The sequence below is a fragment of the Blastomonas sp. AAP25 genome, from assembly GCF_001295965.1.
In the GTDB taxonomy this organism is placed as follows: Bacteria; Pseudomonadota; Alphaproteobacteria; order Sphingomonadales; family Sphingomonadaceae; genus Blastomonas; species Blastomonas fulva.
The window spans coordinates 121,164-144,977 of the sequence record NZ_LJHP01000002.1; the positions used below are offsets into that span (position 1 = coordinate 121,164).

Sequence of the window (23,814 nt, forward strand, 5' to 3'; positions counted from 1 at the left end):
AATGGGCAAGGCTCTGCACGTGTGCAGGTATCCTTCAACACACGGATTGTGCTGGCATGCGGGCAATACCACGGCCAATGGTGCTCCTGCGCGCAAAGGCGTGCGATGGTACCAAGGCAGAATTTCCTTCATGTTAGACACGATTACGCAGTTCGTCGACATCTACAGTGCGCAGATAGGGCTTGCCTTGCTCCTCGCCATATTTGCCGCGTTCATGACCGAGCGGTTTCCGCCTGTCGTTGTTGGCGTCACCGGCGCTGCGGTGGTCATGGTGCTGGGGTTCGTGTCGGTGGCCGATGTCCGCGCCGTGTTTTCGAACTCCGCACCGCTGGCGATCGGCGCGCTGTTCGTGCTGTCGGGAGCGTTGGTGCGCACTGGCGCAATCGAGGCGGTGATGGGGCTGCTGCTGCGCCGCGCCGAGAGCAAGCCCAGGCAGATCATGGTCGAGGTGTTCGGCGGAACGCTTGCCGCTGCCGCCTTTGTCAACAACACCCCCGTGGTCATCATCATGATCCCGATCGTCAAGAAGCTGGCCAAGACGCTGGGCACATCGGCCACCCGGCTGCTGATCCCGCTGTCCTATCTTTCGATCCTGGGCGGGACGCTGACGCTGGTGGGGACATCGACCAACCTGCTGGTCGATGGGGTGGCGCGCGGGCTCGGCCAGCCGGCCTTTGGCGTGTTCGAGATTACCGGCGTGGGTCTGATCACCGCGCTCACCGGCGCGCTGACGCTGCTGCTGCTCGGCCCCAGGCTGCTGCCCGACCGCCCCGAAAACGCGCCTGCCGACAGCGAGGCGCATGAGTGCCTGTCCGAACTGACGGTGCTTCCTGATTCCGAGATGATCGGCAGGGCGATCGAGGACATATCGGCGCTGAAGCCCGAGCGCGCGCGGATCCTGGGGCTCAAGCGACAGGGCAGCTTCCGCCGCAAGGGCTTCGAAAGTGCGGTTCTCGAGGTTGGCGACCGGCTGGTGATTGCAGCATCACCGCACGAACTGGCAGCGTTCGCCGCCAGCAGCGGGTTCGAAACCGGGCTCGCCGGGCTCGGGGGAGGTCTCGCGCTGCACGGCGATGAGCGGCCCGAAGACGTCACGCTGTACGAGGCCACCATCGCGCCCACGCATCCCAGCATCGGGCGGCATCTCGACGAAATTCCCATGCTGTCGCGGCTGCGCGTGCGCATACTGGGGATTTCGCGCGCGCGGCACCTGCCGGGCCCCGATCTGCCCACTGCCCGGCTGCGCGCAGCCGACACCCTGCTGATCGCCGCGCGACCGCCCGAACTGGCTCAGTTGCAGGACAACATCCACCTTGCCGGGGTCTCGACCGCCAAGGCGACCCCCTATCGGCGCGCCAAGGCTCCGATCGCGGTTCTGACGCTGTTGGCGACGGTGCTGGCAGCCGCGCTGGGTGTCATGCCGATCGAGGGCCTTGCCATCATCGGGGTGGCGGTGGTGCTGATCACCCGCACCATCGACCCTGCCGAGGCCTGGGCCGCGATCGATGGCAGCCTGCTCGTCCTCATCTTCGCGATGCTGGCGATCGGAACCGGGTTCCAGAATGCCGGCAGCGTCGATCTGATCGTCGGCGCGGTGGCACCGATGCTGACCAGCGCGCCCTTGTTCCTGCTGATCCTCGCAGTCTACACGCTCACCTCGCTGCTCACCGAGGCGGTCACCAACAATGCTGTAGCGGTGCTGCTGACCCCGATCGTGATCGGCATCGGCGCCAATATGGGGATCGACCCCCGGCCGCTTGTGGTGGCCGTGATGCTCGCCGCCTCGGCAAGCTTTGCCACCCCGATCGGCTATCAGACCAACACCATGGTCTATGCCGCCGCCGACTACCGGTTCTCGGACTTTCTCAAGATCGGCATCCCGATGAACGTCATCGTCGGGCTGGCAGCGTCGATCTCGATCTATTGGCTGTTCTGAGGCCATCTGGAATGAGATATGCCGCAAGGAGAGCAGGTCCCCTGCCCGCCAATCAGGATGAGACATGAACCCGATCTACCGCGACATGCCCACCACGATCTTCGAGGCGATGTCGATGCGCGCACGGGCGGCAGGCGCGATCAACCTGGGACAGGGCTTTCCCGACGGGCCACGCAACGATGCGGTCATCGATGCGGCGTGCGACGCGCTGCAGCAGCGGTCGAACCAGTATCCGCCGATGGTCGGCATCCCCGAGTTGCGCGGCGCGGTGCCGGATTGGTACCGGCGTCACCAGCAGCTTGAGCTTGGCCCCGACGAGGTCGTGGTGACCTCCGGCGCGACCGAGGCGATTGCGGCGGCCTTGCTGGCGGTGATCAGCCCGGGCGACGAGGTGCTGCTGTTCCAGCCGCTGTACGACGCCTATCTGCCGCTGGTGCAGCGCGCAGGCGGCGTCGCGCGGCTCGTCACCCTCGACCCGTCGGGCTGGCGGATCGATGCGGAGGCGCTCGCCGCGTCGATCACGCCGCGCACCCGTGCATTGGTGTTCAACGATCCGATGAACCCGATGGGGACCTGCGCGCATCCCGATGACCTGGCGCTGCTGGCGCGGATCTGCGCCGAGCATGACCTGATCGCGATCTGCGACGAGGTGTGGGAGGCCTTGGTCTACGATGGCGCGCAGCACAGGTCGCTGATGCAGTATCCGGGCATGCGCAAGCGGACGGTGAAGATCGGCTCTGCGGGCAAGATCTTCGGGCTCACCGGGTGGAAGGTAGGGTGGATGTGCGCCGCCCCGCCGCTTGCCCGCATCCTCGCCAAGGCGCACCAGTTCCTCACCTTCACCACCCCGCCCAACCTGCAATGGGCGGTGGCGCAAGGGCTGGCCAGCCAGGACGACTGGATCGCGATGGCGCGCGCCCAGCACCAGGCATCGCGCGACTTTTTCTGCGACGGGCTGCAGGGCCTCGGTCTGGTGACCGTACCCTCGGCGGCGACCTATTTCGTCTCTGTGGACCTGGCAGCATCCGGCGTGGCAATGGACGACGTGGCGTTTTGCGATGCGATCGTCGACCAGGCGGGCGTCGCGGCGATCCCGATTTCGGCCTTCTATGCAGAGGCGGCGCCCGGGCATCTGGTGCGCTTCTGCTTCGCCAAGGAGCGTGCGACACTGCAGGCGGCGCTGGACCGCCTGGCCGCGGCCCTGCCCCGCCTGGGATAGCCCGATCGGCCTATTGCCGCAGATCGTAGCTCTGCCGCATCAGAAAGGGTTCACCTGCTCCCCGCGTCATCTTGGTGATCCTCAGCCGGTTGCCCTCGCGGGTGACGATCTTGCGCGCGATGACAGTGCGGTTGTTTTCGCGGCTGGTGCCATCCAGCACGACGGTCGCCGACAGACCATCTGCCGACAGGCGCGCTTCGACGACCTGCCAGGCCTCGGGCGTGTTGCGGCCATTGCTGATCTGAAGCACCTGCTGCGACGCATCGAATGTCCAGCTTTCCGAGGACTTGACGATCTTGCCCGGGCCATCGTCGAAGGTCCAGGCCAGCGTCTGGCCGTCGCTGGTCATCATTGTCGGCAAGGTGGTGCGTGTGTCCTTCCTGTAGTCGCGATAGTCGAGCGTGCCCGTCCACGCGCCGCCCAGCGCCTTGGCGACCAGCGCCGCGCTGTCGGACCGCGCGGGCAGCGCGCCCTGCGCGACGCCGATCGTGCGGTCGCGCCCGGCCTCGAAATCCGCCAGCGTCGGCACGACCAGCTGATCGACCGCAACGCCCTTGCCCGGAACGAAGTTCGAGATCGCCGTGCGGTTCCATGCTTCGGGAATGCGCACCTTGATGCCGCTGGCGGGAAGCGTCATCAGGAAGATCGATCCTGACGTCGGCCCCTCGGCGCTACCGGCGCTGGCTTCGCCGATCACCGTCGCCCCGGCCTTGTCCTTCAATTGCGCGATAGTGCGAGTTGCGCCCGAGCCGTTGCGCGGACCGCTCAGGATCGTCAGGCGGCCATCAAATCCAAATGCGCCGATCGGTTGCTGCAACAGGGTGGTATCGCCATCGTTGAGCACCGCGTCACGCTGTTTGGGGATTCGGTCGAACCAACCATCTGGGGTCTGCTCGAAATCGGTCAGCGGAGGCGTGAAGCGTGCCGAGGGATCGCCCCACGTCTCGAAATATTGCGGCAGATCGCCATAGCGCACCGCCTTGTATCGCACCGGCTTGGACCAGACGAACGGCTGATCGATCAGGTATCGCCCCAGCGCGACCGAGACATCCTCCGACCCGCCGCCGTTCTTGCGCAGGTCAAGGATCAGGTGCTCCGTCCCGGCCTCCTCCATCGCAGCGAAGAACCCGCTGAGAAAGGCGGTGGCCTGCACCGGGTTGCGATAATTGACGAAGGTATCGATCCCCAGCCGCGCGACCTTGCCGTTCAGCCGCCAACTAACACTGTTGTAGAATTCGCCGCGATATTTCGCCCCCGGCCCGGCAAGGCCGGTCCATTGTACAAAGCGGATCGGCTTGAGCGTTGCGGTGGACGCGTCCTGGCTCCCCACCTTTTTCCATTCGATCTGCCATGCTTCTGGAAAGCCGAACAGCGACGGGTAATTCTCGTTGAAGTCGTCGCCCATCAGGTCGCTGTCATTGGCAAGCTTGGCGGCGATCGCCTGATCGGTGGTGCCATCATACGACACCAATTCCGCGAGCCTGAGCAGCAGCTGCGGCACCGGAGTGCCATTGATGCTGAGGATTTCGCTCCCCGCCGGCGGCGCGCCCGTCTGCCCATCGTTCGACACCACGATCATCCGCCCCTCGATCAGTTGGAAGCGCAGCGGCAGATGGGTGGGGTTGGCGGTGCGGAACGCGGTCATCGCGTCGGACATTTCCGCCTTGGTGTGATCGCAATGGATTGCCGCGAGCAGCCGGGCGATCTCGCCATGCAGCGCGAGGTCGGTGATCGGACGGCTGGTGGCGGCTTCGAGCTGGGCGAACGCGGCATCGATTTGCGCCTTGGCGCTGTAGCGGTACAGGCCGGGATGAACCGTCTCCAGCGCGCGGCGCAACAAGGCAATGTCGCGCGTCGCATCTTCGGGGCTGAGCAGACGCACGGCATAACGCGGCTGGGCGATGGCGGCGGCAGAGGGCTCGGCGGGGGCGGCAGCAAGGGCAACGGGTACGCTCATCAGGACGGCGGCGGCGGCTAGGGTCAGGCTTCGCATCAGGAACACTCCAAGGGTCGGTTACGCAGCCTGTCCTGACCGGAACGCCGACCTGGCGCGCCTCAATACTCAGATTTCCTGCGGTATTTGTGATTTGAGCCGCCACTGGCTGGGGCTCATCCCCGCCATGTCCAGGAACGCGCGGTTGAAACTGGCCTTGGAGTTGAACCCGGCATCAAATGCCAGCGTCAGCAGATCGCGCGGATCATCGCCGCAGGCGAGCACCCGCTGGATCTCGATCACCCGGTGACGGTTGATGATCGCGTTGAAGTTCTCCCCCGCCGCCGCTCCAAGGCCGCGCGAAAGATAGGTGGTGTTTGTGCCAAGGATCCGCGCCAGCCCCGCAAGCGTCAGCCCCGGGTCGCGCCACAAATGCTCGGCCTCGATCCGCCCCAGCCACAGCCTGCCCTGCGCAGCCCAGTCGCGCCCCGGCGCGGCGCTCTCCAAAGGCTCGGGCGGCGCGGCAGGGGTTGCCTGCGGAAATGCCGTGTCGGCGTTGCGCCATCCGCCGATGCCCAGATAGAGCACCAGCGCCGAGAACGCGACATAGAGCGGAAACTGATCGAAATAGTCGCGCGCGGGGTCCAGCCATTTGGCGAGCAGGAATCCCGCCCAGATCAGCGTGATCAGCGCCAGCGCCGCAAGGAAGTTGCGGATCCAGCCGGGATCGAAATCCACCCCGTCGGTGCGGTTGTCGTCTAGCCACATCCGGTAGGCACGGTACTGCCGGTACGCCGCGATGCTGTAGGCGGCGATGCTCACCAGCGCGGCGATATCGAGCAGCGGGTCGATGAAAGGCTCGTGGGCAACGCCGTTCCACCAGTTCTTGGTAGCCAGCGGCAACGGGAACACCACGGCATAGGCAAGGAACTGCGCGGCAACCGGGACGAAATGCGGCCAGATCCGCACCGGCGCCGCGCCCACCAGCGTGGCGGTGTAGAGATAGATCAGCGGCCCGAAGGCCACCGTATACGACAGCGGCGCAAAGCTCAGCCACGGCCATTTTTCGAAAAAGCCGGCATAGCCGATGATGTACGGCGTCATCAGCGCCGCCACCGCGATGATCAGCAGCGCAAGCCAGCGATTGGCCGCGCGGTTCTGCCGCGCGCGCAGCAGCAACCCGGCGAGCAACAGACCCTGCGCGGCGCAGATCAGCAGCGTGATGCTCATCGGCCCGAATGCGATCATCGCCCGGCGCCTACCATCCCATGCTGCCGGGGCCGCCCTTGAAGGGACCCGCATAGGCCGAGGTGATCCAGCCGCCGTAGAACGCGCCTGGCTGGGGCACCACCGTCTCCCCGTTCACAGTGCAGCGGTCGAACGGCGCGGCATAAAAGGCGATATGATCGCGCAGCATGGCAAAGCTGGCGCTGGGGCTCGGATAGCTCCAGCCGACCCGTGGCAGCACGACGCCGCCTGCCACCACGTCCCAATAGACCGCAGCGCCCTTCCATTCGCAGAACGAGCTTCCCGCCGCGCGGCGCAGAACGCCCGGCGTGATCGCCTCGGGCGGGATGTAATAGCTGGGCGGATGGCTCGTCTCGAACGTGCAGATGCTGCTGCGCGTCTCGGCGATCAGGATCCCGCGATGCTCGATGCGGACATGCGCATCGCACGGCTCGGCGATCGCGGGGCGGGGGAAGTCCCAGACGCTGCGCTGGCCGGGGCCGACAGGATCACGCTCTGGCCTCATGCGGCAGACCTTTCTCGTTCGCGGCGACCGAACGCCACCTAGTTTTCGGATGTAGCCGCGACCGAATCGCGGTGCGGTGCCTCATAAGTCGCCCAGTTGGCGGTTTCCGACGGCACCGGCGGATCGCCTGCCGGGCCCGCGACATCGTCCTTCGACCCGCAGCGCAGCTGGTGCAGGTGCACCTTGGCGATCATGTTGGCGGAGATCGGCGCGGTGATGAACAGGAACAGCGAGATCAGCAGCTCGTGCATCGTCCAGCCACCCTGATCGAAGGTGAAGAACAGCATCGAGCCGACCAGAATGCCGCCGAGGCCCAGCGTCGTCGCCTTGGTCGGTCCGTGCAGCCGCTCCATCAGCGTCGGCAGCCGCACCATGCCCCAGCTGCCGATCAGCGCGAAGCTTGCCCCCAGCACCAGCAGCGCGCTGATCGCGATATCGACAAAAAGACCTGCCCCGCTCATTCGACGATGTCTCCGCGCAGCAGGAACTTGCAATAGGCGACCGTTCCGATGAACCCGACCATCGCAAGCAGCAGCGCGGCCTCGTAGAAAATGTCGTTCACCGTCGCGATGCCGATCACGATGATGAGGCCGATCGCGTTGATCACCATGGTATCCAGCGCGACGATCCGGTCGCCCACCGATGGGCCCTTGAGCAGGCGCCACAGGTTGAGCGCCAGCGCCAGCGACAGGCAGACAAACGCAAAGAGCACGGCATAGGCGATCATCTGAAGACCCTCTTCAAGCGCGCTTCGTACCGCAGCTTGATCCGCGCGATTTCCGCATCGGGATCGGCCGCGTCGAGCGCATGCACCAGCAGATACTTGCCGCACGCCGACACGTCCGAAGACACGGTGCCGGGGGTCAGGCTGATCGTTCCGGCGAGCACGGTGATCGCCTCGGGCGTGTGCAGATCGAGCGGGATGGAGAGCCAGGCGGGGCGCAGATCGCGGTTGCGGCGGAACAGGATGATCGCGGCAATCTCGAAATTGGCAACGACGATGTCCCACAAAACCAGTGCGATATAGGCAAGCCCGGCGCGATACCTGACATCGGGCCGCCCCGGCCAGAAGGGCGCGGTGAAGATGGGCAGCAGAATGCCGATGACGATGCCGAGCAGCAGTCCCCCCACGGTCAGGGTGTTGGCCATCAGCAGCCAGACGATGACCAGCAGGACCGACAGGCCGGGATGCGGGATCAGGCGGCGCATGTCACGGCTCCCCCAGAACGGCGCGGACCGCCGATGCGCTATCGAGGATCTGGCCCGCAGCGGCGGCGCCATAGGCGGTGCCCGCCCCCGCGCCGATCGACCAGGCGGCGAGCAGCGCGAGTGTGATGACGGGCGCGACCATGTCCGCGCTGGAAACGACCGCGGGCTCGGCGCCATCGGTGGGGGGGATATCCTTCCAGAAGATCGCGCTGCCGGTGCGCGCAAAGCCGATGACGCCGATCAATGTGGTCGCCAGGATCACGCCCCAGGCCCAGCCCCAGACACCCTGCCAGCCCGGCGTATCGACGATCGATTCGAGGATCAGCAGCTTGCCGATAAAGCCCGACAGCGGCGGCAACCCGGTCGCGGCGATCGCGGCGGCCATGAACATCAGACCGACCGTCTGCTGCTGACAGAACGCAGGGCCAGCGCTCGCGGTATCGGCAAAGCTCGCCCGGCGACGCGCGACGACATCTGCGACTAGGAACAAGGCTGCGCCTGCCAGCGTGGAATGCACCAGATAATAGATCGCCGCGGTCAGCGTGTCGGCCTGCCATCCGGCCACCGCGATCAGCAGCGTCCCGGTCGATCCGATCACCGCATAGGCGGCCTGCTCGGAGAGGCTGCGGGCAACGAATACTCCGGCAAAGCCCACGATCGCGGTGATCGCGGCAGCGGGCAGCAGATAGGGCGCGGGCGCCCAGGCGGCAGCGCCGGCACCATCGCCGAAGATCTGCGGCACCACCCGGATGATCGAATAGACCCCGACCTTGGTCATGATCGCAAACAGCGCTGCGACCGCAGGCGTGGTGACCGCATAGGTGCGCGGCAGCCACAGGTGCAGCGGCGCGATGGCCGCCTTGAGCGCGAAGACGCTGACCAGCAGCAGCGCGGCTATCCGCAGCAGCCCCTGATCATCGGGCCCAAAGGCTGCAACCCTGAGCCCCATGTCTGCCATGTTGAGCGTGCCGGTGAGCGCATAGAGCAGCCCCAGCGCGATCAGGAACAGCGACGATCCCACGATGTTGACCACGACATATTGCACGCCAGCCTTCAGCCGGGCCGGCCCCTGGCCGTGCAGCATCAGGCCATAGGATGCGATCAGCAGCACCTCGAAGAACACGAACAGGTTGAACAGGTCGCCGGTGAGGAAGGCGCCGTTGAGGCCCAGCATCTGGAACTGGAACAGCGGATGGAAATGCCAGCCCTTGCGGTCCGCTCCGGTCAGCACGGCATGCACCAATGCGATCAGCGAGACCGTCGCGGCCAGCGTCAGCATGATCGCCGACAGCCGGTCGACCACCAGCACGATGCCGAAGGGCGCAGGCCAGTTGCCCAGCGCATAGGTTCGGATGGTGCCATCCCCAGCCTGGACCAGCAATGCCAGCGCCGCGATCAGCATCGCCGCGCAGGACAGCAGCGAGATCGCCGTGCCCAGCGTTCGCTTGCGGCGCATCACCATCACCGCAAAGGGCGCGGCAAGAGCCGGGATGACGACGGGCGCGATCGCCAGATGCTGGATCAGGCTCATGCGCGCGGTCCCGGCGTGGTTTCGCCGCTGGCGGCGTCAGCGGGCGTGCTCGGCGCATCATCGCCATCGACCTGATCGCTGCCGGTTTCAAGAAAGCTGCGCAGCGCCAGCACCACCGCAAAGGCGGTCATGCCGAAGGTGATGACGATCGCGGTGAGCACCAGCGCCTGGGGCAGCGGATCGGTATAAGAGGTGGCCGTCTCGGACAGGATCGGCGGAGCGTTGAGCGTCAACCGGCCCGAGGCGAACAGGAACAGATTCACCGCATAGGAAAACAGCGTCAGCCCGAGCACCACCTGAAACGTGCGCCCGCGCAGCGCCATGTAGATGCCGCCTGCCACCAGCACGCCAATGGCGCTCGCCACGAGAAATTCGAGCGTCATGGCGCGTCATCATGCCGCTGCGCTTCGACCTGCGCGGCGTGCGCGCGGGCAGCGCGCTGAGAAATCTGGCTGAGCTGCGCCAGCGCCTGCATCACCGCGCCGAAGACCACCGCGAAAACGCCGATATCAAACAGCAGCGCGGTGGCGAGCTCGACCTCGCCGACCAGCGGGATATGGAAATAGCCGAATGCGCTGGTGAGAAAATTGGCGCCGAACACAAGCGAGCCCAGCCCCGTCGCCATCGCCACCAGCACGCCGGTGGCGATCAGCATGTGTTCGCCGACCTTGCGCCGCGCATCGGTCCAGTCAAAGCCCGAGGCGAGATATTGCAGCAGGAACGCGATCGCCACCACCAAAGCGGCGATGAACCCGCCCCCGGGCTGGTTGTGTCCGCGCAGGAAGATGTAGATGCCCACCGCCAGCACAAGCGGCAGCAGGATGCGGGTTGCCATCACGAACATCAGCGGATGGCGCTCGGGCGAATGCGGCATATCCTCCTGCCAAGAGCGCAGCCGCGCGGCCGCCGCGCCGCGCGCGGTGGTATCGAGCAGCGCATAGATCGCCAGCCCTGCAATCCCCAGCACGATGATCTCGCCCAGCGTGTCGAACGCGCGGAAATCGACCAGGGTGACGTTGACGACATTGGTGCCGCCGCCGCCCTTGTAGCTGTTGGCGAGGTGATAGCTCGAGATCGGGTCATTGGGGTTGCGGGTCAGCATCGCCCAGGCTGCGCCGCCCACCCCCAGACCGCCGCCGATCGCGAGCACGGCATCGCGGATCCGGCGCGGCTGGCTGGAGAGCAGCGGCGGTGTCTTGGGCAGCAGGTTGAGCGCCAGCAACAGCAGCAGGATCGTCACCACCTCGACCGAAATCTGGGTGAGCGCCAGATCTGGCGCGGAGAAATGCACGAAGGCGAGCGTGATCACGAGGCCGATGACGCTGATGTAGATCAGCACCACGAAACGCTGGCGCTGTGCCCGCAGCACCGCGATGGTCGCCGCGATCAGCAGCGCCCAGGCGATGATCGCCACCACCGATGCCGACTGGCCGGGGCGCATTCCGGTCAGGCTGCCGCCGCCGGCCACAGCGCCCTCGATCACGCTGGCCACCACCACGGCAAAGGTCATCAGCAGCATCCGCTGCAGCGATGGGGTATGCGTCGCGACGATCAGCGTGCGCACCTGCGCATCGGCAAAGGCCATCGCCCGGTCGAACATGGCCTTGGCATCGAGATGGCGGACCGATTCATACGCGCGCAGCAACCCGGCATGCCGCCACAGCAGCAGCGCACCGATGGCAACGGCGGCCATGCTCATCGCCAGCGCCAGGTTGACACCGTGCCACAATGCCAGCCCCAGCGGCGGAGCGGCATCGCCGATCACCGCGCCGGCGACCGATGCGACCAGCGGCCCTGCCAGCGCCATCGGCACCAGCCCGAGCAGCACCGCCAGAACCACGAGGAAGGCGGGCGAGGCCCACATGCCGACGCCCGGATCATGCGCGCGGGCATGCGGTTCGGCATCGCGCGGCGCGCCGAAGAACAGGTGCACCGCCAGCCGCAGCGAATAGGCGACTGACAGCATCGCGGCGATCGTCGCCACCACCGGCACCAGCCAGGGCAGTCCGAACAGGGCGATGTGCAGCGTCTCGTCGAGCATCATCTCCTTGGAGATGAATCCGCCCAACGGCGGCAGCCCCGCCATCGCAGCGGCGGCGAGCGTCGCCACGATCGCCGTGATCGGCATCACCTTGGCAAGCCCCCCCAGCCGCCGGATATCGCGCGTTCCCGTTTCATGGTCGACGATCCCCGCCGACATGAACAGCGCCGCCTTGAACGCAGCGTGGTTGAGAATGTGGAGCACCGCGGCAACCGCCGCCATTTCGAGCGAAAAGCCCAACAGCATCACCAGCAGGCCGAGCTGGCTGATCGTCGAATAGGCCAGGATGCCTTTGAGATCGTGCTTGAACAGCGCCACCCAGGCACCCAGCAGCATGGTGATGAGCCCGACGCTGGTGACGATGACGGTGTACAGATCGGTCCCCGCCAGCACCGGCCACAGCCGAGCGAGCAGGAACACGCCTGCCTTCACCATCGTTGCCGAATGCAGATAAGCGCTGACCGGGGTGGGCGCTGCCATCGCGTGCGGCAGCCAGAAATGGAACGGGAACTGCGCCGACTTGGTGAAGCAGCCGATCAGGATCAGCATCAGCATCACCGGATAGAGCGGCGAGGCCTGGATGATGTAGCCGCGCTGCAGGATCGTCATCAGGTCGAACGATCCGGCGATGGTGCCAAGCAGCACCATGCCCGCAATCAGCACCAGCCCGCCGCCGCCTGTGACCGCCAGCGCCATGCGCGCGCCCTGGCGCGCCTCTGCCTTGTCGCGCCAGAAGCCGATCAGCAGGAAGGACGACAGGCTGGTCAGCTCCCAGAATACCAGCAGCAGCAGCACGTTGCCCGACAGCACGATGCCCAGCATCGCGCCCTGGAACAGCATCAGGCTGGCAAAGAAGCGCCCCGTCGCCTCGCCGCTGGCGAGATAGAAATGACCGAAGATCACCACCAGCAGGCCGATCCCCAGGATCAGCCCGGCGAACATCAGCCCCAGCGGATCGAGCATCAGCGAGACATCCAGCCCGATGGCCGGGACCCAGGGCGTCGACACCGCGGGAACCTCGCCGCCGATCACCCGTCCGGCAAGCCCCAGCACCAGCGCCAGCCCCAGCGCGCTGCCCGCTGCCGCCAACCCGCTGTGCACCGCTCGCCCCGCCCCGCTGCCGATCGCGATCAGCAGGGCGGCGAGAAACGGCAGGATAACAAGCGTGTAAAGCGTCAACGGGACTGCCATTGCCGGGCCGAAATGCTCCTTAGGGGGGATAAAGCCTGGGGGTGGGCGATATCGCTGTTCGCTTTGTCCTAGCCGCAGGCAGCCGCGACAAACAAGGAAAACTGGTCAGAAAACGACACCGGCAACGCGTGGCAATGCAGCCTTTGACCCTTATTGCGCCATCCAACGCGCTAGCTGGGTGTCCGGATTCGATCTGAACGATGGACGATCGAGCGCCTCGACCATGCGCCCGTCGATCACCAGACACAGCCGGTCGGCGATGCGCGCGGCATCCTCGATATCGTGCGTCACCATGACGATCGGAAGATCAGACAGCGCGCGCACCGCCTCGATCGAGCGGTGCAGCTGACGCCGGGTGGGGTGATCCACGGCGGAGAACGGCTCGTCGAGCAGCAGGATGTCGGGCTTGCGAGCGAGCGCGCGCGCCAGCGCCACGCGCTGCTGCTGCCCGCCCGAAAGCTGCGCGGGGCGCCGATCCTCAAGCCCTTCGAGCTGCATCTGGGCAAGCAGCCGCTGCGCCTCGGCTTCGCGCTTCTGGGCGCCGATGTCGAGCATCGCCTCCATCACGTTCTGCCGGGCAGTCATGTGCGGGAAGAGCGCATAGGACTGAAACACGAACCCGACGCGGCGATCGCGCGCGGCAAGATCGATCCCGGCGGCGGTATCGGCCCAGACCTGGCCGTTGCACACCACTTTGGCCTCGGTGGCGCGATGCAGCCCGGCGATGCAGCGCAGCACGGTGGTCTTGCCCGCGCCCGACGGCCCGACCAGCGCGACCGTCTCGCCGCGCGCGACCTCGAGCCGGAAATCGAGCGGAATGGGGGCGTCTTGGCGCAGGGCGATGGCGAGCGCTTCAGCCATGTCGGCACCCCCGCTGCGACAGCACGAAAGTCATGCTCACCGTGGCCAGCGAGATCGCCATCAGCACCAGCGCCATACTGTTGGCGCCCTGCATGTCGAACCCCTGCACCCGGTCATAGATCGAGAGCGCCAGCGTGCGCGTTTCGCCGGGGATCGACCCGCCGACCATCAACACCACGCCGAACTCGCCGAGCGTGTGCGCAAAGCTCAGCACCGCACCGGTGAGCAGCCCCGGCCAGGCAAGCGGCAGCTCGATCCGCCACAGGCAGCGCCAGCTGGAATGGCCGCAGGTCGCCGCCGCATGGCGCAGGTCCTGGCCGATGGCCTCGAACGCGCGCTGCGCCGGTTGCACCGCAAATGGCAAGTTGACGATCACCGAGGCGATCAGCACCGCCTCGAAGGTAAACACCAGCCCGTCTCCGAACAGCGCCTGCCAGGCGCGGCCGATGGGCGAAGACGGCCCCATGCCGGAGAGCAGGTAAAAGCCGATCACCGTGGGCGGCAGCACCAGCGGCAGCGTCACCAGCGCCTCGATCACCGCCCTGCCCCGAAACCGGGCGAACGCCAGCCAGCGCCCCAGCAGCAGCGCGATCGGCATCAGGATCAGCACTGTCATGCCCCCCAAGGCCAGCGAAAGGTTGAGCGCCTGCCAGTCCATGCGCGGTCAGTTGGCTGCGCTCGGCAGCGCAAATCCGTGACGATCGAGGATCGCGCGCGCAGGCGGCTGGTCGATATAAGCGTAGAAGCGCCGCGCGGTCTCGTCCGCCGAGCGCATCAGCACCATGCGCTGGCGCAATGGCGCGTGCAGCTCCGCCGGGATCAGGGCAAAGTCCGCGCGCGCGCCGAGCGCCGGATCCTGCACCAGCGACCAGGCGATGATCCCCCCCTGCGCCCCGCCATCGATCGCGAACTGCAGCGCCTGCGAGACATTTTCACCCAGGACCAGATGCGGTTCGAGCGGTTGCCACAGCCCCGCCTGCTCCAGTGCCTCGCGCGCACGTCGGCCATAGGGCGCGTGGTCCGGATTGGCGATGGCGAAGCGGCGGATGTCGCCCCGGGCCAGCGCCTTGCGCAGTCCTTCCAGGCCTTCGTCCACCTTCAGCGGCGAGGCCTTGGGGGCGATCAGCGCGAGCCGCCCGACTGCATAGAGCCGTCCCTGATCGGTGGTCCTGCCCGCCTTGGCGAGATCGAGCACATACTCCTCGTCTGCCGAGAGAAACATGGCAAAGGGCGCGCCCTGCTGAAGCTGGCGGTAGAAGTTGCCCGACGATCCGAACAGCAGATCGACCTTGCGCCCGGTGTCGCGCTCGAAGGCCGCCGCGATCTCGGTCAGCGCCAGCCGCAGATCGGCGGCGGCGGCAATACGCGGCGGCGGCGCGGGCCTGTCGCACGCCGTCAGCGCCGCGCAGGACAACGCCACACCGGCCAGCACCGTCATCCACATTCGGCCGATCAGGACCCGCATCGTCGCACCTCGCATCAGGCGATATGCTTTGCGGCATACATCGCTGGCTGGCAAGCCGTGAGTGCGGCGGCAGCATTGGAATTGCGCGCACAGCGATGCTAATGCGGAGGACAATGACCAGTCCGTCCCCCTCCCCGCTCAAGATCAAGGCACAGGTCTATCTCGATGGCGCAATCGCGATCGGACCGGGCAAGGCGGCCCTGCTCGACGCGGTGCAGCGCGAGGGATCGATCGCCGCTGCCGGACGCAGCATGGGGATCAGCTATCGGCGTACCCGCGATATGATCGACACGCTCAACCGCTGTTGGGGAGAGCCCGTCGTGCTCACCGAAAAGGGCGGCAGGACCGGCGGCGGATCGCGGCTTACCCCGCGCGGTCAGCAGGTGCTTGCCGCCTATCGCGCGCTAGAGCAGGCGCTGAACCAGACCGCGGCGCACCATGCGACCGCGCTTGTCGGCCTGCTGGGGCAGGTCGAGCCGGACATCTGATCCTGCAGGGCCGATGAAAGCCTTTGCTCCGCTGGCCGGGCGGGATATCGTCCGCGCCTGACTGCAAGATCGCCACCTCAAGGAGTTCGCCCGATGCGCATGATCCACCCCCTTCTGTCCGCTCTTGCCCTGGGCATGGCGGCACCGCTGGTCGCCCAGACAGCTCCTGCAACGGCCCCTGCCGCCGCGCCTGCGCCCGCGCCCGCAGCCTTCACGCTGCCCGCTTTGCCCTATGCCCCGGATGCGCTGGAACCGGCGATCGATGCGCAGACCATGACCATCCACCATGGCAAGCATCACCAGGCCTATGTCGACAATCTCAACAAGGCGGTGGCGACAGATGCCGCGCTGAAAGGCATGACGCTCGAGCAGCTGGTCGCCAAGGCCGCGACATTGCCCGCCGCCGTGCGCAACAATGCCGGCGGGCACTGGAACCACGGCTTCTTCTGGAAGACCATGGCGCCGCCTGCGCAGGCGGGAACCGCCTCGCCCGCGCTCACCAAGGCGATCACCGCGCAGTTCGGATCGATGGACCAGTTCAAGGCGGCGTTCAAGGCGGCGGGCACCGCGCGGTTCGGATCGGGCTGGGTGTGGCTGATCGTCAAGCCGGACGGTAAGCTGGCGATCACCTCCACCCCCAATCAGGACAATCCGCTGATGGATGTCGCCGAGGACAAGGGCCTGCCGATCCTGGGCAACGACATGTGGGAGCATGCCTATTATCTGAAGTACCAGAACCGTCGCGCAGACTATCTCGACGGCTGGTGGCAGGTGGTCAACTGGGGCGAAGTTTCGCGCCGGTTTGCCGCAGCCTCGAAGCGCTGATCCTGGCGCCCGGCGGCAGCGGGCAGAGGCGCGTCAGATCCCGCGCCGGGCTGCCGGTGCGGACCTGATTGCGCGGGCTGATCCCCCGCCGGACTTGGCCCCCGCATTGACACTGACACTGGCACTGGCACTGGCACCCGTACCTGCGCCGACCTGACGCCGGATGGACGCCCATTGCTTGGCGCGATACAATTCGCTGTCCGCATCGCGCATCAGCGCCTCGAGACCTGCGCTGTCCTTGGGGCCATGCGCGGTGCCGACACTGGCGGTGATGACGATCTGCTGATTGCGATACTGATACGGCAGCGACAGCACGGTCTGCACCGCACGCTTGAGCGCGTCGCTGTCGCTTGCCGTTTCGATCAGCAGCGCAAATTCGTCGCCGCCCAGCCGGGCGACGCAGCTGGCGTCCTGGCAAAGGTTGCGCAGGCGCTCGCCCGCCTGGACCAGGATCGCATCGCCGGCGGCATGGCCGAACGCGTCATTGGCCTGTTTGAAGCCATCCAGATCGATCATCACCAGCGTCACGCGCCTGGCACCTTCGGGCGCTGCAGGCGCGGAGGCGAACTGCGCGCGGAACGCCCGGCGGTTGGCAAGCCCGGTCAGCGGATCGGTTTCCGACAGCATCTTGAGCTCGTGGCGCAGGAGCAGGCCGCTGACGATCTCGTTGAAGCTGTTGACGATCAGCATCAGCGTCAGCGCCGAGACGATGACGAAGCAGACCCCCATCGCCTGCACGCCGATATCGGGCGACTGGACCATGATCGTGAGCATCGGCGTCAACGCCACGATCACCACCCCCATCGCGACCCTGGGCATGCTGGTCAGGCACACCGCCCCGGCAAAGGTGATCATGAAGATGAACACCGGCGCCAGCACCCGCCGCGTCTCCGGCGTGTCGAAATAGGCATCGACCGTCCACAGCCCGCCCACCAGGCCCATACCCAGCGCGATCCAGGTGGTGGATTTGAGGTAGCGGCGAACCTTGTCGATGGCGACCGGCACGCCGCGGCGGCGGTACCACACCAGGCAGCGACAGCAGCCCAGCACGATGAACCCGCCCGGCAGCAGCAGATGGTACATGATGTCGAACCCGCCGCCCGAGGCGGCTCCGGCCACAACCGCGACAAGCGCGATCGAAAAATACAGTATCGGGACGATCGATCCGAGCCGGGTATATTGCAGCAGGGCAAGTTCATCGCGGATATCCGGCGCAAGGTTGCCACCATCGGTCGCAGCCCTTGCCCGCTGCCATGCGGCGCGGATGAACATTGTCAGACGATCAAGAATGAACCATCCCCCGGGCACTTTAGATTTCAGTGTCTTGACTATGCCTTGCCCAAGGTAAAAGCCGGGTTAACTGGCGACGGCCCGATCGGGCTGGCCCAAGAGTGCAATCCGGTGGCAACGGTTCGGCGCACGAACCAAAACGGCGCTTGCCCCGACTTTGCCCGCCCCCTAGAAAGCGGAACAATCATCCGGGCGGACGACCCAGCCCCGGTGCTCGCGGATCCTTACAGGCATGAACAGATTTGTCAGCGCAGGGGCCATCTTCAGGCGCGATGCCGGCATGGGTTACGGTCTGGCGATCGTCACCTTCGCCGCCGCCCTGCTGTTGCGCATCTATCTGCGCGATACCCTGCCGCCGGGCTTTCCTTTTCTCACCTTCTTCCCCGCGGTCATCGTCACGGCCTTTCTGGCGGGGCTGCGGCCGGGACTTTTGTGCGCGACGCTCTCGGGGCTTGCGGCATGGTATTTCTTCATTCCGCCGCTCAACAGCTTCGGCCTTGATGGCGCGAGTGCGATCGCGCTGGGCTTCTACATCTTCATCGTCGCGGTCGACATCACGCTCATCCATCTGATGCACAGCGCGGCAGACGATCTGCGCGGGGAAAAGCAGGTGACGCAGGCGCTGTATGACCAGCAGCGCACGATGTTCCAGGAACTGCAACATCGCGTCGCCAACAACATGACCTTCGTCGCGGCGCTGCTGCATCTGCAAAAGCGCAAGGTCACCGCCGACCCGTCGACCGCCAGCAGCGCGCTCGACGAAGCGCAAAGCCGGATCGAGACGATGTCGCGCATCCACCGGCGGCTTTATGATCCTGCATCGGTCGACCTACCGGTGGCGCAGTATTTTCAGGAAATCTGCTCTGACCTGCTACAGGCGACCGGGGCCAAGAACATCGTGTGCATGGTCGACATGCCCACGATCCGGCTGGATATAGCGCGGCTGACCACGCTGTCGCTGCTGGTGACCGAACTGGTGACCAACAGCCTCAAGCACGCCTTCGCCGACAATGGCGGCACGATCACGCTGAAGCTGGAGCAGCTAGACCCTGCACGGCTCGCGCTGACGGTCAGCGACAATGGCAGGGGCCTGCCCAAAGGAGTCGATCTGGCCGACAGCAAGGGGCTCGGCACGCGCATCGTGCAGTCGCTCGCGGCGCAGCTTGGCGGAGAACTCAAGCCGGTCACCGGGGCGGGCGCAGGCGCAGCCTGGCGCGTGGTGTTCGCCGCCTGACGGTCAGTCGGCGATCGCCGGATCCAACGCCGCCACCGGCGGGATCGGGTCGGCCAGCGTGATCTGGTCCAGGATCACAGCGGTTTCATCGCGCACCTTGAGCATCAGCGCACGCAAGCGGCATTCATCCTCCGCCAGGCAATTCTTGCACTTTTCATAGGCATAGCGGCTGGCGCAGGGCACCAAAGCGAGCGATCCGCTGGTGATCCGCACGATGTCGCCATAGCGGATGTCGACCGGCGCGAGCCCCAGGGTGTAGCCGCCATCCTTGCCGCGCTGCGAATGCACCAGCCCGGCGCGCGCCATTTCCGAAAGGATCACGGTCAGGAACTTGGGCGGGATGTTCTGCGCCTGCGCGATGTCCTCCAGATGCACCAGCCCTTCGCCGTAATGGTCGGCAAGGTGCTGAAGCGCACGGATGGTGTATCGGACTTTCTGGCTGAGCATGTCCGCGTTGGCGTACGCGGCACCCGGCCGATTTTCAATGCTTTTGGTAGAGTGACCGCGAAATCAGTAAATTCCGCCCTGCTGCTGCAGGAATTCGCTGTCGCTGCGCGGGCGTGCTGCCGGACCGGCGCGCTTCTGCACCGCCTTGACCGCTGCCATTTCCTCCTGCCGGATGGTGCGGCGTGGCTCGGTCTCGGGCTTGAACGCTTCCCAGATCACCGCCGCCTTGGCCTCGTCGCCCGGCCAGGCGCCATAGACCCTGCGGCCCGACCGGCGATCGATACGGACCATGCGCGTGCCCGCAGGCGCGCGGAATTCGGTTACCGGCATGTCGGGCAGAACCTGTTTGGCGAACTGCTTGAACACCGGCGCGGCCAGCCTGCCGCCCTGGGCATAGCCGCCCATGCTGCGCGGCTTGTCGAAGCCCAGATAGATGCCCGCCACCATATCGGGGGTGCCACCTACGAACCACACGTTGGTGGGTCCGCTCGAGGTTCCGGTCTTGCCGAACATCGGGCGCTTGAGGTCGGCAAGGTTGGTCGCGGTGCCGCGCGTAATCACGCCCTCGAGCATGTGCACCACCTGATAGGAGGTGATCGGGTCGATGATCTGGCGTCCGCGCGGGGTATAGCGCGGCATCGGCTTGCCATCCCATTTGGCCATGTTGCAGCCCTCGCAGGTGCGCGGATCGGAGCGGAAGATAACCTTGCCGCGGCGGTCCTGCACATAGTCGATCATCGTGGGCTTGAGCTCGCGACCGTGGTTGACCAGCATCGAATAGGCGTTGGTGATCTTCATCACCGTGGTGTCGCCCGCACCCAGCGCGATCGAGAGATAGGGCTTGTAGTCGCCGATGCCGACCGCCTTGATGGTTTTCACCACATTGGTCATGCCCGCATCATTGGCGGCGCGCACCGTCATCAGGTTGCGCGACTGTTCGAGGCCCCAGCGCATCGTCTGCGCGCCCGCGCCCGCCGATCCGCCGAAGTTGCGGAAGCATTTGTTGCCGAGGCTGGCCGACTGATAGACGCAGAAGGTGCCGTCGACGATCTGGGTCGCGGGCGTCATGCCGTTGTCGAGCGCGGTCGCATAGACGAACGGCTTGATCGTCGAGCCCGGCTGGCGATCGGCCTGGGTCGCGCGGTTGAACGGGCTGATTTGCGAATCGAAGCCGCCCTGCATCGCATAGACCCGGCCCGAGCGCGGGTTCTGCACGACCATTCCGCCCGAGATTTCGGGCACATTGCGCAGTGCGTAGGTGTCGCCCGCCATCGGCGCCACGGCGATGATATCGCCCGGCTTCATCGAATCGAACGCGGTGCCGCCAACACGCTTGCGCGGCATGGTCGCGGTCGAGCGCGGCAGCACGCCCTTGTCGCCATTGGCAAAGCCGATTTCGGCGGCACTTGCGGACTTGTCGATCACCACCGCAACGCGCCAGTTTTCATAATCGATGTCGATATAGGTCGAGGCGAGCGTGGAGGCCCATTGATCGCTCATCTCGATGGTGTTGAGCGGGCCGCTCCAGCCGCTGCCGCGGTCATAGCGCAATAGCGCATCGCGCAGCGCCTCGGTGGTGGCCTTCTGCATCGCAGGGTTGAGCGAGGTGCGCACCCACAGCCCGCCGGCATAGACGCTGTTCTTGCCGTCCTCGGCCTTCTCGCCGAACTTCTCGACCAGCTGGCGGCGGACTTCCTCGACGAAATAGCCGCCGATCTTCTCATAGCCGTCACCCGTGCGCGCAATGGTGCCCAGCGGTTCGGCTTGCGCCGCAGCCATCTGCGCTTGCGTGATCCAGCCATTGGACTGCATCGCACCCAGCGCCCAGTTGCGCCGCTCCAGCGCGCGTTCCATGTGCACTTCGGGCCGATAGTTCGACGGCGCCTTGGGCAGGATCGCGAGATACGCGGCTTCGTGCAGCTTGAGCTCGCCGACGTCCTTGCCGAAATAGGCGCGCGCCGCCGCCTGTACGCCATAGGCGTTGCGGCCGAGATAGATCTCGTTGAGGTAGAGCTCGAGGATTTCCTGCTTGGTCAGCACATCCTCGATGCGATAGGCCAGGATCGCTTCCTTGATCTTGCGGGTGATCGAATATTCGTCGCCCAGCAGCAGGTTCTTGGCAACCTGCTGGGTGATCGTCGATCCGCCGCGCGCGCGCTGGCCCGACCCGATCTTGGTCACATAATCGAACACCGCAGATGCAAGGCCCGGATAATCGAGACCGTTGTGCGAGAAGAAGTTCTTGTCCTCTGCCGACAGGAAGGCCCGGATCAGCGGCAGCGGATAATCCTTGTACTGCAACTGCACCCGGCGCTCGCGCGCATAGCTGTTGATGATCTCGCCATCGACACCGCGCACCATGGTGGGCAGGTCGGGTTCGTAATCGATCAGCGTATCGGCAGACGGCAGATCGCGCGCGAAGATCACCCAGATCAGGAAGATGCCGACCAGCGCGGCAGCCAGCAGATAGGCCGCCCAGCGCACCCAGCGCTTGGTCCACGCATCGCGCATCGAGGCCAAGGCCCCGTCTCCGCCGCGCCGCACGCTATAGGCGATATCGCCGTTCTCACCCTCGCTCATGGCAGCGCGGTTAGCACATCATTCCTGAATAATGCCAGAGCGGATTGGACGGCACGAGACGGGTCGGGCCAGAGCTGCAGATCAGCCTGCTGCCCACCAATCATTCCTTTTCATCGTCACCCCCGCGCACGCGGGGGTCCCTCGTCCTTTCGTCACGGCGAGCAAAAGCGGGATTCCCGCCTTCGCGGGAATGACGGAAGCGGGATAATGCCCTCAGCGCGACGCCAGCTTGCGGGCGAAGAACACCGTGATCGCCTGGCTGACCGACTCCGCGATCCGGCGGCGATAACCCGACGAATTGAGCAAAGCGACATCGTCGGCATTGCTGACATAGCCTGTCTCGAGCAGCACCGAAGGGACATCGGGGGCCTTGAGCACCATCAGCGAGGCGAAGCGGTGGGAATCGGTGCGGAAGTTCATCTTGTCGTCACCCTCGCGCCGCAACAGCCGGGCAAAGTCTGCCGACAGGTTCATCGTCTCGCGCTGGGTCAGATCGATCAGGATCGACGAGACATCGGACGGTGCATCGGCCAGGTTCACCCCGTTGAGGATATCCGCCTTATTCTCGCGCGCCGCAAGCCGGGCGGCCTCGCGATCGGAGGCAACCTCGGACAACGTATAGATCGTCGCGCCGCGCGCGGTCTGCGAGGCCGCGGCGTCGGCATGCACCGAGATGAACAGGTCCGCCCCCAGCCTCCGCGCGATGCCATAGCGTTCCTGCAGCACCAGGAAGCTGTCGCTGTCGCGGGTCAGCGCCACCCGCACCCGCCCGCTCTTGAGCAGTTCGTCGCGGATGGCCTTGGCGATCTGCAGCGTGACCTTGCTTTCGTGCGTGCCATCGTGCGGGCTGATCGCGCCGGGGTCATGCCCGCCGTGCCCCGCATCGATCACCACCAGCGGGCGGGACTTGTCGTTGGGCCCTTCGATCCTGGGCAGCGGCGGCGCCTTGGCGGGCTTGGGCAACGGGATGCGCACGCTGTAACGGCGCGGCGGCGGCTCTGCGCGAAACCGCGCGGGCGGCACGAACGACTGGCGCGAGGCGGAAAGCACGCCGCGCAATTGCGACGAGCCCACCTCTGCCACCGAGAGCGTGAGGCTGCGGCCATCTTCGGAGAAGGTGCCCGAACTGATCGTTGCGGGCCGATCGAGATCCAGCACGATCCGGGCGGTGTCGTTGTCATACTGTGCCATGCGCACCGTGCGGAACAGCCCTGTCTGGTTGAGCGCGCGCGATCCTGCGGTCGCGCCCTTCACATCGATCGCGATGCGGTCGGGCCCGCTCAGCACGAAGCTGCTCGCGCTTTCGATGACATCGTTGAAGTGGAGCACGACCTGGTTGGCGCGCACCTCTACATCGGACACCTCGCCCGCCTGCGCGGGCAGGGCACATGCCATCGACGCGCAGATGGAGGTGAGCCACAGCATGCGCCTCTTATGCCCCCGGCGCGATTGTCCGGTCCAGTGCAATTTCATGTTCCCCGGATTCCTGCCTGTGTGCTTGATGAAGGCAGGATTAGGGTTAAGCGGGAAAAACCCTGTGAAACGATCTGGTTAACAGGAATTTCAGCATGATTGCGCGGGATGCTGGATGTTCACATGGCGCGCATGCGATTGTGCGTTGCAATATTAGCCGGCTCCCCGCCTTGACGAGCTTTTTGTTGCTGTATTCACAAAGCGATGCTAGCAAAGCTATGCGGCTCATTGGCTTAACACGCCATGCCCGCATTCAATGACAGCATTGCGGACGCATTTCGCCCCCGGTGCCGTATCATCAGGTTGACGCTTTATGGGTTTGAATACCGCCTTTTCCG

Annotated in this window: 21 protein-coding genes; 5 read left to right on the top strand and 16 right to left on the bottom strand. The window is 65.8% G+C overall.

Annotation, left to right across the window (positions count from 1 at the left end; all coding sequences use genetic code 11):
- The first annotated feature begins 130 nt into the window (after positions 1 to 130).
- Positions 131 to 1,936, top strand: a complete 1,806-nt coding sequence (locus IP68_RS02460) for an SLC13 family permease (protein WP_054133380.1) — start codon at positions 131 to 133, stop codon at positions 1,934 to 1,936.
- A 64-nt stretch (positions 1,937 to 2,000) separates the two neighbouring features.
- Positions 2,001 to 3,155: an aminotransferase gene (locus IP68_RS02465; protein WP_054133381.1), complete on the top strand. Its 1,155-nt coding sequence runs from the start codon at positions 2,001 to 2,003 to the stop codon at positions 3,153 to 3,155.
- 10 nt (positions 3,156 to 3,165) lie between these two features.
- Here the strand turns inward: IP68_RS02465 and IP68_RS02470 are convergent, their stop codons facing one another.
- From IP68_RS02470 to modA, 12 genes are all read right to left on the bottom strand, one after another.
- On the bottom strand, positions 3,166 to 5,148 hold the full coding sequence (locus tag IP68_RS02470) for a S41 family peptidase (RefSeq protein WP_156317911.1): 1,983 nt from the start codon (positions 5,146 to 5,148) through the stop codon (positions 3,166 to 3,168).
- 69 nt (positions 5,149 to 5,217) lie between these two features.
- Positions 5,218 to 6,336 (bottom strand): AraC family transcriptional regulator, encoded by a 1,119-nt coding sequence (locus IP68_RS02475; RefSeq protein ID WP_054133383.1) that lies wholly within the window; start codon positions 6,334 to 6,336, stop codon positions 5,218 to 5,220.
- Between the two features lie 10 nt (positions 6,337 to 6,346).
- Positions 6,347 to 6,841, bottom strand: coding sequence for a DUF427 domain-containing protein (locus IP68_RS02480; RefSeq protein ID WP_054133384.1), 495 nt, complete (start codon positions 6,839 to 6,841; stop codon positions 6,347 to 6,349).
- A 38-nt stretch (positions 6,842 to 6,879) separates the two neighbouring features.
- Positions 6,880 to 7,302: a Na+/H+ antiporter subunit G gene (locus tag IP68_RS02485; protein WP_054133385.1), complete on the bottom strand. Its 423-nt coding sequence runs from the start codon at positions 7,300 to 7,302 to the stop codon at positions 6,880 to 6,882.
- Positions 7,299 to 7,568 carry a K+/H+ antiporter subunit F gene (locus tag IP68_RS02490; RefSeq protein WP_054133386.1) on the bottom strand — a complete coding sequence of 90 codons (270 nt, stop codon included), beginning with the start codon at positions 7,566 to 7,568 and terminating at the stop codon, positions 7,299 to 7,301. The genes IP68_RS02485 and IP68_RS02490 overlap by 4 nt, the downstream gene beginning before the upstream one ends.
- A complete protein-coding gene (locus tag IP68_RS02495; RefSeq protein ID WP_054133387.1) occupies positions 7,565 to 8,050 on the bottom strand; it encodes a Na+/H+ antiporter subunit E in 486 nt (161 codons plus the stop codon). The genes IP68_RS02490 and IP68_RS02495 overlap by 4 nt, the downstream gene beginning before the upstream one ends.
- A gap of 1 nt (position 8,051) precedes the next feature.
- Entirely contained in the window at positions 8,052 to 9,581 is a 1,530-nt protein-coding gene (locus IP68_RS02500; protein ID WP_054133388.1) for a monovalent cation/H+ antiporter subunit D, read from the bottom strand.
- Entirely contained in the window at positions 9,578 to 9,964 is a 387-nt protein-coding gene (locus IP68_RS02505) for a Na+/H+ antiporter subunit C (protein WP_054133389.1), read from the bottom strand. Before IP68_RS02505 ends, IP68_RS02500 begins: the two co-directional genes overlap by 4 nt.
- The gene (locus IP68_RS02510; protein ID WP_054133390.1) at positions 9,961 to 12,813 is read right to left on the bottom strand and encodes a monovalent cation/H+ antiporter subunit A; all 2,853 of its coding nucleotides are present in this window, start codon (positions 12,811 to 12,813) and stop codon (positions 9,961 to 9,963) included. Before IP68_RS02510 ends, IP68_RS02505 begins: the two co-directional genes overlap by 4 nt.
- Before the next feature lie 150 nt (positions 12,814 to 12,963).
- A complete protein-coding gene (locus tag IP68_RS02515) occupies positions 12,964 to 13,674 on the bottom strand; it encodes a sulfate/molybdate ABC transporter ATP-binding protein (protein WP_054133391.1) in 711 nt (236 codons plus the stop codon).
- Positions 13,667 to 14,332, bottom strand: a complete 666-nt coding sequence (gene modB / locus IP68_RS02520; protein WP_054133392.1) for a molybdate ABC transporter permease subunit — start codon at positions 14,330 to 14,332, stop codon at positions 13,667 to 13,669. The genes IP68_RS02515 and modB overlap by 8 nt, the downstream gene beginning before the upstream one ends.
- 6 nt (positions 14,333 to 14,338) lie before the next feature.
- Entirely contained in the window at positions 14,339 to 15,139 is an 801-nt protein-coding gene (gene modA, locus IP68_RS02525) for a molybdate ABC transporter substrate-binding protein (protein ID WP_054133393.1), read from the bottom strand.
- Between the two features lie 113 nt (positions 15,140 to 15,252).
- On the opposite strand from modA, the gene IP68_RS02530 reads away from it, so the two are divergent.
- Together IP68_RS02530 and IP68_RS02535 are read left to right on the top strand one after the other, a co-directional pair.
- Positions 15,253 to 15,627: a winged helix-turn-helix domain-containing protein gene (locus IP68_RS02530; RefSeq protein WP_054133394.1), complete on the top strand. Its 375-nt coding sequence runs from the start codon at positions 15,253 to 15,255 to the stop codon at positions 15,625 to 15,627.
- 99 nt (positions 15,628 to 15,726) lie between these two features.
- Positions 15,727 to 16,452, top strand: a complete 726-nt coding sequence (locus tag IP68_RS02535; RefSeq protein WP_231683636.1) for a superoxide dismutase — start codon at positions 15,727 to 15,729, stop codon at positions 16,450 to 16,452.
- Positions 16,453 to 16,485: 33 nt separating this feature from the next.
- Here IP68_RS02535 and IP68_RS20775 read toward each other — a convergent pair whose 3' ends face one another.
- Positions 16,486 to 17,724 (bottom strand): GGDEF domain-containing protein, encoded by a 1,239-nt coding sequence (locus tag IP68_RS20775; protein ID WP_054133396.1) that lies wholly within the window; start codon positions 17,722 to 17,724, stop codon positions 16,486 to 16,488.
- Positions 17,725 to 17,974: 250 nt separating this feature from the next.
- Here IP68_RS20775 and IP68_RS02545 point away from each other — a divergent pair, with 250 nt between their 5' ends.
- Positions 17,975 to 18,976, top strand: coding sequence for a sensor histidine kinase (locus IP68_RS02545; RefSeq protein WP_054133397.1), 1,002 nt, complete (start codon positions 17,975 to 17,977; stop codon positions 18,974 to 18,976).
- 3 nt (positions 18,977 to 18,979) lie between these two features.
- On the opposite strand, the gene IP68_RS02550 is transcribed toward IP68_RS02545, so the two are convergent.
- The 3 genes from IP68_RS02550 to IP68_RS02560 form a co-directional block, all read right to left on the bottom strand.
- The gene (locus IP68_RS02550) at positions 18,980 to 19,423 is read right to left on the bottom strand and encodes an Rrf2 family transcriptional regulator (RefSeq protein ID WP_054133398.1); all 444 of its coding nucleotides are present in this window, start codon (positions 19,421 to 19,423) and stop codon (positions 18,980 to 18,982) included.
- Positions 19,424 to 19,486: 63 nt separating this feature from the next.
- On the bottom strand, positions 19,487 to 22,003 hold the full coding sequence (locus tag IP68_RS02555) for a penicillin-binding protein 1A (RefSeq protein WP_054133399.1): 2,517 nt from the start codon (positions 22,001 to 22,003) through the stop codon (positions 19,487 to 19,489).
- 213 nt (positions 22,004 to 22,216) lie between these two features.
- A complete protein-coding gene (locus IP68_RS02560) occupies positions 22,217 to 23,428 on the bottom strand; it encodes an N-acetylmuramoyl-L-alanine amidase (RefSeq protein ID WP_231683637.1) in 1,212 nt (403 codons plus the stop codon).
- Positions 23,429 to 23,814 lie beyond the last annotated feature (386 nt).